The following is a 12414-nucleotide window of genomic DNA, read 5'->3' as shown; positions in this document are numbered from 1 at the left end:
GCCATGAACAAGAATTTTGTGAACTTCCACATCCTTATTTCCCACAGCCCTTCCTGCCTCAATCGCGACGACATGAACATGCAGAAATCGGCCATCTTCGGTGGCAAGCGCCGGGTGCGCGTCTCCAGCCAGAGTCTGAAACGGACTATGCGTAAGAGCCCCTATTATGCCGAGCATTTGGGGGAGGCGACTGTCCGCACGAAGCATCTCTCCGATTTGAAAGAACTCTTCGTTAAGGCACTTTCCAGGCGCTTTGATGCCGAGCTTATCGGCAAAACCATGACGCTTCTTACCGCCAAGGACCTAAATGCGGAAGCGGTTGTGGAAGGCGACGCCGTGGCTCCCTGGGCGGTGGAAGAGTTTGCCTGGTTCTGTGAGCAGGTAAAGAAGGCGGAAGAACAGAAACTGGACGAAAAGGCGCTGACGAAGCAGTTGAAGGAACAGGCCGAAGCCATGCGTCAGGCGCTGGCAAAGGGGCTCGATATCGCCCTTTCCGGACGCATGGCTACCTCGGGACTTATGAGCGAACTCGGCAAGGTAGATGGCGCCCTTGCCGTTGCTCATGCCATTACCACACATACCGTCGATGCCGACATCGATTGGTTTACCGCCGTTGACGATTTGCAGGAACTGGGCTCCGGCCACCTGGATACCCAGGAATTCTCCAGTGGAGTCTTCTATCGCTACGCCAGCCTAAACGTTGCCCAGTTGCAGGCGAATCTCGGGAACGTTCCGCGCGAGAAGGCGCTTGAGATCGCCGCTCACGTACTGCACCTGATGGCGACGGTTGTCCCCTCTGCCAAGCAACAAAGCTTTGCCGCCCACAACCTGGCCGACTTGGCTATGGTGTCGTTTTCCGATATTCCCGTATCCCTTGCGAATGCCTTTGAAGAGCCGGTTAAGGCAACCAAGGGATTCCTTAAGCCATCCGTAGAAGCACTTCAAGACTATTGGAAGGCGATCCACACCGGTTACGGACTTGACGAGCGGTGTGCCCAGTTCGCAATTGCCGCAAGCACACTGGAAGGGGTGAAGACTGCAAAAACGCTGGACGAACTGAAGGCATGGGTACGCAACAACGGAGAGGGGTAAACCATGGGAGACTATCTCATTCTCAAACTCCACGGCCCCATGCAGGCTTGGGGTGAGCATACCTTCGAGGGGTTGCGGCCGTCGGCGAATTTCCCGACCAGAAGCGGTCTTCTGGGACTGCTCGGGGCCTGCCTCGGCATTGGACGTACCGAGCGAGGGCGCTTGCAGGCACTTGCCGACAACGTTGGCATGGCGGTGCGGGTGGATGAACGCCGTATTCCCCGTAAAGACGGTACTGACCGGCGATTGCGGATGGTCAAGATGACCGACTACCACACGGTGAAGGGTGCGCGAGAGGATTACGTCGGCCTGAAGAGCCACGAAACCATCCAGACCTGGCGCGAATACCTGTATGACGCCGAGTTTACCGTGGCACTCTGGAATCGCTCCGGAGCGGCGCCAACCCTTGATGAACTGGAACGGGCGGTGAAACAGCCGTTTTTCACGCCGTACCTGGGGCGGCGCAGTTGCCCGCTTGCCCGTCCGCTCTTCCATGCGCGTATTTCGGAGATAAACGAGGTGGAGGTGTTAAAGAAGGTTGCGCCGCAGGGGGGCACGATCTACAGCGAGGAGAAGATCAGCGACAAGATGAAGCGGGTGCGAGACGTGCCGTTGATCAATCAGCCGCGCCAGTTCGCCGGGCGCAACCTCTATATGCTGGGAGGTGACCATGTATCTGAGTAAGATCATGATAAGCGGCGCTGTCTCTCGTAACCCCTACGAGATTCATCGCGTTTTGTGGCGATTGTTTCCGGAGGATGCGGAGGCGGAGCGCGACTTCCTCTTTCGTGTCGGTCAGTCGGATCGTCATGGTGCTGAAGTGCTGATGCAATCGTTGCGTAAACCGGAGAAGTCGTCCGATTCGGCACGCATCCTGGCTAGCAAGGAGTATCCGTTGAGCCTGCAAACTGGACAGCGGTTGCGTTTCCTCCTGGTGGCCAATCCTGTGAAGATGATCAACGATGAAGGGGGACGGATGAATGCCGCCGGAGAGGTGAAGAAGTGCCGCGTGCCATTGGTCCGAGAGAATGACCAACGGGCATGGATCGAGCGGAAGCTGGAGGATGCAGCATCATTGGAGGTGTTGACGATTGATCCGGTGTTCCCGTTAAGATTCAGAAAGAGCGGGGAAGGCCGGGCCGGCAAGATACAGCAAGTCAGTTTTCAAGGAGTAATACAGGTGGAGAATGCAGAGGCAATAACGGTGCTGGTGCATACCGGCATCGGCCCAGCCAAGGCCTTCGGCTGCGGTCTGCTGTCGTTGGCGCGGGTTTGAACTATTGAGTCAATTCATTGGGTGCATTTGCGGAATCGGGGCGGGGTTCCCCGCCCCTGTTCACGGGTTTGCGGCGATGCGATCCAGGGATGCCCGCACCAGCATGCCAGCGCGGGTTTCACAATAAGGTAAAGTAACGAGGCCGAGCCATGCCCCAACCCATTCTCCCCCCATTGAAGCCCCTTCCCATCAAGGACCGTATCTCCGTGGTCTACGTGGAGCGGGGAAACCTGGACGTCATCGACGGCGCCTTCGTGGTGGTGGACGTCACCGGCGTTCGCACCCAGATCCCCATCGGCACGGTGGCCTGCCTTATGCTGGAACCGGGGACGCGCGTCTCCCATTCTGCGGTGGTCCTGGCGGCGCGGGTAGGGTGCCTCCTGGTCTGGATCGGTGAGGCGGGAGTGCGTCTCTATGCCGCCGGCCAGCCGGGCGGGGCGCGGTCGGACCGGCTGTTGTACCAGGCGAAACTGGCCCTGGATGACACGGCCAGGCTCAAGGTCGTCCGCAGGATGTATGCGCTCCGTTTCAGGGAGGAGCCGCCGGAGCGGCGCAGTGTGGAGCAGTTGCGTGGCATAGAGGGGGTACGGGTGCGCAAGATGTACGACCTCTTAGCCCGGCAGTACAAGGTGGAGTGGAAGCGGCGCAATTACGATCACACCGAATGGGAGAGCGGCGATATCCCTAACCGCTGTCTGTCGTCGGCCACCGCCTGCATCTACGGCATCTGTGAGGCGGCGATCCTGGCCGCGGGCTATGCACCGGCGGTCGGGTTCATCCATACCGGCAAGCCGCAGTCGTTCGTCTACGACATAGCCGACATCTTCAAGTTCGAGACCGTGGTGCCGGTGGCGTTCCGGATTGCCGCAAAAAAGCCGCGCGACCCGGAGCGGGAGGTGCGGCTGGCCTGTCGCGATGCTTTCCGGCAGACGAAACTGCTGGACAGGATCGTTCCCACCATCGAAGAGGTCCTGGCTGCCGGAGGCATTGAAGTGCCGAAGGCGCACGAAGAGGCTGTGACAATGGCGATACCCAACAAGGAGGGGCTTGGCGATGCTGGTCATCGTGGTTGAAAATGTGCCGCCCCGACTGCGTGGGCGGCTGGGGCTCTGGCTGGTGGAGGTACGGGCCGGGGTGTACGTTGGCGATGTCTCGAAGCGGGTTCGGGCGATGATCTGGGATAATATCGAGAAGGGGATAGATGAGGGGAATGCCGTGATGGCGTGGAGCACCAACACCGAATCGGGGTTCGATTTCCTGACTCTCGGCGCCAATCGCAGGATTCCGGTGGAGATGGACGGCATCCAGCTGGTGTCGTTCCTGCCTCCGCAAGAGGAAGGAGTGGCTAAACCCCCGTTGTAAGGGCGTATAGAGGGTGGTGCAGTCGGTGGAATTTTTGCAGTGCAATTACCTCAATTATTTTGAGGAAGTAGAAGAAGTGTGTTCCCCGCAGGCGCGGGGATGAACCGCTCTTGCCACCCCACCCGGCCCGCCGTATACCGTGTTCCCCGCAGGCGCGGGGATGAACCGTAGTAGGTGTCGCGTTTATTGGAGGGTTTGCCGTGTTCCCCGCAGGCGCGGGGATGAACCGCGTATCGAATCAGTCAATAAGGCCGCAGAAATGTGTTCCCCGCAGGCGCGGGGATGAACCTGCCGCGCCAAAGCCCGCGCCATGGGGCTCGGCGTGTTCCCCGCAGGCGCGGGGATGAACCGCGTATCGAATCAGTCAATAAGGCCGCAGAAATGTGTTCCCCGCAGGCGCGGGGATGAACCGAAGGAAATGGAGACCAGCGCCTCCGGCAACATGTGTTCCCCGCAGGCGCGGGGATGAACCGATAGAAGGGCAGAACGCCTTCGCCCACGAATAGTGTTCCCCGCAGGCGCGGGGATGAACCGAGCTTGAGCTCGTCTTTGGCGGCGTTGAGCTGGTGTTCCCCGCAGGCGCGGGGATGAACCGCCCCGGATGGTGCCGACAGATCCAGGCGAATGGTGTTCCCCGCAGGCGCGGGGATGAACCGTGCCACGTATGTAATCACGTCGGGCAGATGAAGTGTTCCCCGCAGGCGCGGGGATGAACCGCGATCGACAATCTCAGAGTCTACCGCCATGAGGTGTTCCCCGCAGGCGCGGGGATGAACCGAATTTCCAGCCGCATCATGAGATCGGAAATTCGTGTTCCCCGCAGGCGCGGGGATGAACCGCGTATATAGCGTGTTGATGACGTGTTTAGTGCGTGTTCCCCGCAGGCGCGGGGATGAACCGGATATGGTCGCATAGCCATGAAATCGCCCCGGGTGTTCCCCGCAGGCGCGGGGATGAACCGCGCCCGCATCACCGCGGCCGACTTTGAAACTCGTGTTCCCCGCAGGCGCGGGGATGAACCGCTCACGCCTTCACCGTACAGCAATGGGTTGCGGTGTTCCCCGCAGGCGCGGGGATGAACCGTTTTGCTTCTGCTTGAGCAAGGGTTATCCCGGGTGTTCCCCGCAGGCGCGGGGATGAACCGAGTTTTCTGATTTCACTGATATGTTGCTAGAGGTGTTCCCCGCAGGCGCGGGGATGAACCGCGCATAAACCTCAAACAAAGGAGACCCTCGTGGTGTTCCCCGCAGGCGCGGGGATGAACCGCATCATGTGTCGAGATTCTGATTGGGGCTACTGTGTTCCCCGCAGGCGCGGGGATGAACCGGGATGTTAAATCTAGCCCTACTCACCATCCTAGTGTTCCCCGCAGGCGCGGGGATGAACCGACCCGGCACTATGCCCCAATTGCGGGCGGGTGGTGTTCCCCGCAGGCGCGGGGATGAACCGTTTTATGTATCCATTGTGCATAGAAGCTAACCGTGTTCCCCGCAGGCGCGGGGATGAACCGGATGCCGCGCATATTCTAGGCATATCGTATGAGTGTTCCCCGCAGGCGCGGGGATGAACCGGGGGCATCTTAATCACCAGGAGGATAATACCAGTGTTCCCCGCAGGCGCGGGGATGAACCGCAGCAGTATGCACAGGATAATGCGCATCATCGGTGTTCCCCGCAGGCGCGGGGATGAACCGCTGATTCACACCCTCAAGGGAGCTCTGGCGCTGTGTTCCCCGCAGGCGCGGGGATGAACCGAAAGGGGTAAACACATGTTAAAGCGCTTTTTAGTGTTCCCCGCAGGCGCGGGGATGAACCGGACGAGGTATGGGCCAACAATATGCGGATGATGTGTTCCCCGCAGGCGCGGGGATGAACCGGCGATAATAAAAGCGAACAGTTTGACCGCACTGTGTTCCCCGCAGGCGCGGGGATGAACCGCTCATTGATATCATCGAGTACCTGCTGCAGCAGTGTTCCCCGCAGGCGCGGGGATGAACCGCTCCCACATATCGGTCAGGCTGCCATCGAGGCGTGTTCCCCGCAGGCGCGGGGATGAACCGCCAAATAAAATTGTCAATAGTTTATTTACCAGGTGTTCCCCGCAGGCGCGGGGATGAACCGGTACATGCAGTACGCTCCGAGGCCACATACTGGTGTTCCCCGCAGGCGCGGGGATGAACCGTGACAGTCTATGAACAGGAAATGTTGAAAAAAGTGTTCCCCGCAGGCGCGGGGATGAACCGGGTCGTCCTCGTCTGGTACGGTTTCGAATACGGTGTTCCCCGCAGGCGCGGGGATGAACCGGCGCTGGCTGCCATGACCATTGGGGCCGGGCTGTGTTCCCCGCAGGCGCGGGGATGAACCGTCGAACTTGCCCCGTCCGAGGATGAATACCTGGTGTTCCCCGCAGGCGCGGGGATGAACCGAGCAACAATATTATTAAGAGAATAATCAGGAAGTGTTCCCCGCAGGCGCGGGGATGAACCGATATTGCATGACAACAGAATTTGAATTATAGCGTGTTCCCCGCAGGCGCGGGGATGAACCGTTGCACGTAGGATATTTGACAGTGATACAGTTGTGTTCCCCGCAGGCGCGGGGATGAACCGTAATCATAGAAAACCCTACTCAAACCGATAATGTGTTCCCCGCAGGCGCGGGGATGAACCTCGATCATGGCCGGGTAGCGGTCGGCAAAATACGTGTTCCCCGCAGGCGCGGGGATGAACCGAACGCGAGGATTGCCAGTGTGAAGGGCCAGCAGTGTTCCCCGCAGGCGCGGGGATGAACCGCTTTGCGACAACAGAATAAACGATGCATCAAAGTGTTCCCCGCAGGCGCGGGGATGAACCGGCATGGCGCTGGGCCGTGGCCGCCATCGAGCAGTGTTCCCCGCAGGCGCGGGGATGAACCGCAGCGCGGCATTGTTGGCCCCCAGCAGATCGTGTGTTCCCCGCAGGCGCGGGGATGAACCGATATCTTATGTGCCGTACAATGCGTAACTACTGTGTTCCCCGCAGGCGCGGGGATGAACCGTGGTAAGAGTGTTATTCAGTTTTGAGGGACCAGTGTTCCCCGCAGGCGCGGGGATGAACCGGAGACAGAGTAAATGATCCCACCCCCCGGCATGTGTTCCCCGCAGGCGCGGGGATGAACCGTCAAACACTGCGGTCACCAATAACCACGAGGTGTGTTCCCCGCAGGCGCGGGGATGAACCGAGTAATAGATGGCGCTCCAGGTTCTGGTAAATGTGTTCCCCGCAGGCGCGGGGATGAACCGTTGTTCCGTTAGGTGGATTATGCCGTCTGAACGTGTTCCCCGCAGGCGCGGGGATGAACCGCCCCCTTTGATTGGGGCTGGTTCTGGGTTTTCGTGTTCCCCGCAGGCGCGGGGATGAACCGCCGCCGGCGTCCTGCGCAACCACATCCTTGGCGTGTTCCCCGCAGGCGCGGGGATGAACCGTTTCTCGGTAATCAAAAAACCGCCGTTACCGGGTGTTCCCCGCAGGCGCGGGGATGAACCGCCGTGCGAATGATGTCGAAATTTGGTGACGTCGTGTTCCCCGCAGGCGCGGGGATGAACCGAGATTGGCATGTGGATTTTTACGCCTTTCGAGGTGTTCCCCGCAGGCGCGGGGATGAACCGGTTGAACAGTGAGCGTCACAACAAAGTCGGGCGTGTTCCCCGCAGGCGCGGGGATGAACCGATCTCCCGGTGCCGATACTGGCCGAACAGATGGTGTTCCCCGCAGGCGCGGGGATGAACCGGCGGCTTGGCCGCTTATTGCGAGACATTATAGGTGTTCCCCGCAGGCGCGGGGATGAACCGCTGACGCTATTAGAGCTAATACCATTTATAAAGTGTTCCCCGCAGGCGCGGGGATGAACCGTCAATGTCATCCGGTGGATTGAGGCGCGGGAGGTGTTCCCCGCAGGCGCGGGGATGAACCGTTCATAAATCTGACCTCCTCCGGTGGTGGTTGGTGTTCCCCGCAGGCGCGGGGATGAACCGGTGAAGCAGATCTGGCTATGCAGAAGGTTCAGGTGTTCCCCGCAGGCGCGGGGATGAACCGTGTCCACTGGATTGTTCAGCGATGACGAGATGGTGTTCCCCGCAGGCGCGGGGATGAACCGGCGTGCAGCTTCGCTGGCCAAGGTTGATGAGCGTGTTCCCCGCAGGCGCGGGGATGAACCGACTTACGGTACGACGTTTTGTTGCCCGTTACGGTGTTCCCCGCAGGCGCGGGGATGAACCGGCCAAAGAGTTCTACGAGGAGATGAAAGGGCAGTGTTCCCCGCAGGCGCGGGGATGAACCGTCGGCTATGCTTGCAACGCTTGCGGAGTAGAGGTGTTCCCCGCAGGCGCGGGGATGAACCGATGATTGCCCGCGCCCACATGCCGGCTTCGTGGTGTTCCCCGCAGGCGCGGGGATGAACCGGTCGGGATCTGCGTCGAAGCCGCGGCCCAGGCGTGTTCCCCGCAGGCGCGGGGATGAACCGAGTGGATGCAGCATGTCCCGGTGAACGACATGGTGTTCCCCGCAGGCGCGGGGATGAACCGACCGGGAGCGACAAAAACCGGCCCTGCCGGTAGTGTTCCCCGCAGGCGCGGGGATGAACCGCCGATCGGCGTTTTCCTTGCCGTATGCAATCAGTGTTCCCCGCAGGCGCGGGGATGAACCGAAAGACCCGGCCCTGCACATGGAGATGGAAACGTGTTCCCCGCAGGCGCGGGGATGAACCGCGCGGATCGGTGGTTGATACCAGCCCAGCCCGGTGTTCCCCGCAGGCGCGGGGATGAACCGCTCTATGAGCGGCGTTACTGCTCCATGACGCAGTGTTCCCCGCAGGCGCGGGGATGAACCGACGTTCTGGTCGCGGTCCTGATCGAGGGCGGTGTGTTCCCCGCAGGCGCGGGGATGAACCGATGCTGACCATGCTCAAGGCGTTTGCCAAGTCGTGTTCCCCGCAGGCGCGGGGATGAACCGCGGGATATTCCGGCGCAAGAGATCGGGTACGTGTGTTCCCCGCAGGCGCGGGGATGAACCGGTTGAGTTGATTGCGGCGGGGAGGTAATTCATGTGTTCCCCGCAGGCGCGGGGATGAACCGAGATGATTGCCAGAATGGAAAGGATGCCGATTGTGTTCCCCGCAGGCGCGGGGATGAACCGGTCATCAATGCCGTATGGTATGCCGGTAATCTGTGTTCCCCGCAGGCGCGGGGATGAACCGAATTCGACTTTCAGGCACCACAGGCAGATCCCGTGTTCCCCGCAGGCGCGGGGATGAACCGGTTGAAAAGAACAGAACCCGCGAACATCGGCAGTGTTCCCCGCAGGCGCGGGGATGAACCGATATCTGCTCCCGTTCCTGTCGCTGATACCTGGTGTTCCCCGCAGGCGCGGGGATGAACCGGGCTCTTGCTGGTAGACTATCCCTGCCAGCCCGTGTTCCCCGCAGGCGCGGGGATGAACCGGGGATTGACAACCGCATACCGCATGAGTACCTGTGTTCCCCGCAGGCGCGGGGATGAACCGACCAGGAACTGAGACTGCGCGACCTCGAAAAAGTGTTCCCCGCAGGCGCGGGGATGAACCGAGACCTATTGGGCCATGTTGCGCGGATACGGCGTGTTCCCCGCAGGCGCGGGGATGAACCGGAACGGGGATACCGTTCGCGCCTTCCACGATGGTGTTCCCCGCAGGCGCGGGGATGAACCGCTGTTGAAGGAAAGGCTGCAGGCACAGGAGGCGTGTTCCCCGCAGGCGCGGGGATGAACCGTCCTCTGGAACGCGCTCAACCCGACGCCCTGCGTGTTCCCCGCAGGCGCGGGGATGAACCGGCCGCCATGCGCGAAGAACTCGACGCCATCCCGTGTTCCCCGCAGGCGCGGGGATGAACCGGCGATTGAGCGCACATTTAACCGCCCGCTGCCGTGTTCCCCGCAGGCGCGGGGATGAACCGTAATCATGGGAAACCCTACTCAAACCGATAATGTGTTCCCCGCAGGCGCGGGGATGAACCGCACTTGGCAGGCTGTAACCAATGGGTACGACGGTGTTCCCCGCAGGCGCGGGGATGAACCGAATGAGATGCGGATTGCCGACAACCTTGAGCCGTGTTCCCCGCAGGCGCGGGGATGAACCGCCAACCTGTTCGGATCCGACCTGACCGAAGCCGTGTTCCCCGCAGGCGCGGGGATGAACCGGTGAAACGCCGTAGGGCATAACGGCTGTGAAAGTGTTCCCCGCAGGCGCGGGGATGAACCGATACAGAGGGTGGAGAGTGAACTCAACAAAACGTGTTCCCCGCAGGCGCGGGGATGAACCGTAGCAAAAAAACGTTTTCATATTAAGTGGACCGTGTTCCCCGCAGGCGCGGGGATGAACCGATGCTGACCTGTCGCCGGTCGCGGAAGATGCTGTGTTCCCCGCAGGCGCGGGGATGAACCGTAGACCATGCGGATGAGCTGCGACAGGCAGCAGTGTTCCCCGCAGGCGCGGGGATGAACCGCACGGCATATCGATGCAGCGCATTGAGGAGGAGTGTTCCCCGCAGGCGCGGGGATGAACCGCGCTGGCTGCCGGTGCGATCGCGATTTCTTTTGTGTTCCCCGGAGGCGCGGGGATGAACCGCCGATCATCGACGCGCAGGCGAGGAAGCCGCCGTGTTCCCCGCAGGCGCGGGGATGAACCGCTGGCCCAGGTCTGGACACCGGCGCTTTTAAGGTGTTCCCCGCAGGCGCGGGGATGAACCGTGTAGGTTATAGTTTGCCCCATGTTCAAACAGGTGTTCCCCGCAGGCGCGGGGATAAACTGAACCCGTTTGTAATGTGCTTAATACCGTGCCGGTGTTCCCCGCAGGCGCGGGGATGAACCGGGCAAGCCCAGCATGAACAACGCCTACAAGGTGTGTTCCCCGCAGGCGCGGGGATGAACCGGGATCACGCGGCGGATCTGCATTAATCTCGATGTGTTCCCCGCAGGCGCGGGGATGAACCGATTGCCGCCCATATTGTCACGCCCGCGGTCGAGTGTTCCCCGCAGGCGCGGGGATGAACCGACGGAGACCGCAGCCGTACATGAGTTGGCCCCGTGTTCCCCGCAGGCGCGGGGATGAACCGTGTCTTTAATATGATAAGAAAAAGCGCCAGCTGTGTTCCCCGCAGGTGCGGGGATGAACCGTCATGTGTGGTCGGTTTGTCTAGCGGGCTGCCCGCAGGGTCGCAATCGGCAGGAACAGATGCAGAGGATGCGAGGGGAGGGGGATGAAGCCGTACCGTTCATAGAACGAGCAGGCCTTGTCGTCCTTGGCATCGACGAACAGACCGATCAGTCCGGCCTGGTCGGCGATCAGCAGGGTGCGGTGAATTGCTTCCGCAAGGAGCAGTTCGCCGTACCCTTTGCCCTGATGCCGGCGGGAGATGGCAAGCCGGCCGAGGCGCACCGCGGGCAGGCCGTGCTGAGGGTATTTTCTGGCATATCCCGCTGGCAGCCTCTCCACGTGGACTTCGCAGAGGGTCAGCGTGAAGAAACCGAGAATCCTGGCGTCCCCTTCGGTGAGGACAAAGGTGCGGGAAATCCCCTTCTCGCCGTGCTGCCGGGCCGTGGCCTTGAGAAAGGCGTTGAGTTCGGCCACGCCGCAATCGAAACCGGCCCGGTCATGCCCGCGGGAAAGGGGGACGATCAGGGGCACGAAAGCTCCTTGCGCCGCTGCATGGCGGTTTTCAGGGTGTCGGCCGGTTCAGGCGGGATGTCCATGAGGTCGAAGACCGTCTTGGCCGCTGCCGACGACAGGCTGATAATCCGCTCCTGTTCCAGAACGGCATTGGCCTTTTCCAGGGCCGACTGCACCAGGAACTGGTTGAGCGTGGCACCTACCGCCTGGGCCGCTTCGACGACCTTTTCGTAGACCGCTGTTGGCATCCGGGCGGGAATCCGTTCTTCAGCAATGGTTTTTGCCATGTGAACCTCCGTGATAACGGTAGCAAAATGGCGCCATATTGGCAATACATTATTGGGTGCGGATCGTTGCTGCCCGTGCAAGTCGAATGCAGATGGACGCTTACCCTACAATCTCATTGAGTCCTTCGATCACCTTTGCCAGCTCTTCCGGCTCGGCCTCTGCGATTTTTCTGCCGATGCGCTCGACGGAGAGGGTGCGGACCTGGCTGATCTTCACCCAGGATTGCTTGGGAAGGGCGGAGGATTCGAGCTCCAGGGTGAGAGGGAACCCTGCCCGCTGTGGCTGGCTGGTGATGGCCACGGCGATGACTGTTCCGGAACGGGCATTGAAGACGTCGTGGCTGATGATGAGCACCGGCCGCAGGCCGGCCTGTTCGCTGCCGCGCGTGGGATTCAGGTCGGCCCAGCGGATCTCGCCTCTCAGTATGCGGGCCACTGGTCGATCTCCTCTCCCATCCCTTCTTCGGCGAGGGCTTCTTCGAAGTCCGGATCAAGCAGTGCGCACTGCTCGGCCAGACGGTTCTTGCTCAGCCTGTCCAGCTTCTCCCGAACCGCCAGTTCTATGACCTGGCTGCGGTTGGGGAATTTATGCTGCCTGACGAGTGCGTCGACCTCGGCCAGCGTCTGTTCGTCCATGGTGACTGCCAGTTTCGCTTTTGCCATGACAAGCCTCCTTTACGATTCTGGTATGATGATATGTCATACTTTGGGGCGCGTCAAG

General features: G+C 61.0%; 9 protein-coding genes and 1 CRISPR repeat array. Of the genes, 5 read left to right on the top strand and 4 right to left on the bottom strand.

Going from position 1 to position 12414, the window contains the following annotated elements:
* Positions 1-3: 3 nt before the first annotated feature.
* From cas7e to GJT30_16055, 5 genes are all read left to right on the top strand, one after another.
* Positions 4-1092 carry a type I-E CRISPR-associated protein Cas7/Cse4/CasC gene (gene cas7e / locus GJT30_16075; GenBank protein MSM41134.1) on the top strand — a complete coding sequence of 363 codons (1089 nt, stop codon included), beginning with the start codon at positions 4-6 and terminating at the stop codon, positions 1090-1092.
* A 3-nt stretch (positions 1093-1095) separates the two neighbouring features.
* Positions 1096-1776 carry a type I-E CRISPR-associated protein Cas5/CasD gene (gene cas5e / locus GJT30_16070; protein ID MSM41133.1) on the top strand — a complete coding sequence of 227 codons (681 nt, stop codon included), beginning with the start codon at positions 1096-1098 and terminating at the stop codon, positions 1774-1776.
* Positions 1763-2368, top strand: coding sequence for a type I-E CRISPR-associated protein Cas6/Cse3/CasE (gene cas6e / locus GJT30_16065; GenBank protein MSM41132.1), 606 nt, complete (start codon positions 1763-1765; stop codon positions 2366-2368). Before cas5e ends, cas6e begins: the two co-directional genes overlap by 14 nt.
* A 149-nt stretch (positions 2369-2517) precedes the next feature.
* On the top strand, positions 2518-3441 hold the full coding sequence (gene cas1e / locus GJT30_16060) for a type I-E CRISPR-associated endonuclease Cas1 (protein ID MSM41131.1): 924 nt from the start codon (positions 2518-2520) through the stop codon (positions 3439-3441).
* Complete coding sequence (locus tag GJT30_16055; GenBank protein MSM41130.1) at positions 3422-3730, top strand: type I-E CRISPR-associated endoribonuclease Cas2; 309 nt, start codon at positions 3422-3424, stop codon at positions 3728-3730. The genes cas1e and GJT30_16055 overlap by 20 nt, the downstream gene beginning before the upstream one ends.
* A gap of 78 nt (positions 3731-3808) precedes the next feature.
* Positions 3809-10913: a CRISPR direct-repeat array (repeat unit 29 nt; unit sequence GTGTTCCCCGCAGGCGCGGGGATGAACCG).
* Between the two features lie 19 nt (positions 10914-10932).
* Here the strand turns inward: GJT30_16055 and GJT30_16050 are convergent.
* The 4 genes from GJT30_16050 to GJT30_16035 all read right to left on the bottom strand — a co-directional run bounded on the left by GJT30_16050 (position 10933) and on the right by GJT30_16035 (position 12356).
* Positions 10933-11424 carry a GNAT family N-acetyltransferase gene (locus GJT30_16050; protein MSM41129.1) on the bottom strand — a complete coding sequence of 164 codons (492 nt, stop codon included), beginning with the start codon at positions 11422-11424 and terminating at the stop codon, positions 10933-10935.
* Positions 11415-11693: a DUF1778 domain-containing protein gene (locus tag GJT30_16045; GenBank protein MSM41128.1), complete on the bottom strand. Its 279-nt coding sequence runs from the start codon at positions 11691-11693 to the stop codon at positions 11415-11417. The genes GJT30_16050 and GJT30_16045 overlap by 10 nt, the downstream gene beginning before the upstream one ends.
* 100 nt (positions 11694-11793) lie before the next feature.
* The gene (locus GJT30_16040) at positions 11794-12129 is read right to left on the bottom strand and encodes a type II toxin-antitoxin system PemK/MazF family toxin (GenBank protein MSM41127.1); all 336 of its coding nucleotides are present in this window, start codon (positions 12127-12129) and stop codon (positions 11794-11796) included.
* On the bottom strand, positions 12114-12356 hold the full coding sequence (locus GJT30_16035) for a ribbon-helix-helix protein, CopG family (GenBank protein ID MSM41126.1): 243 nt from the start codon (positions 12354-12356) through the stop codon (positions 12114-12116). Before GJT30_16035 ends, GJT30_16040 begins: the two co-directional genes overlap by 16 nt.
* Positions 12357-12414: the final 58 nt, after the last annotated feature.

Source organism: Geobacter sp. (assembly GCA_009684525.1).
Taxonomy (GTDB): Bacteria; Desulfobacterota; Desulfuromonadia; order Geobacterales; family DSM-12255; genus Geoanaerobacter.
Note: the sequence above shows the minus strand (reverse complement) of the source record. Positions and strands in the feature narration are given on the sequence as shown.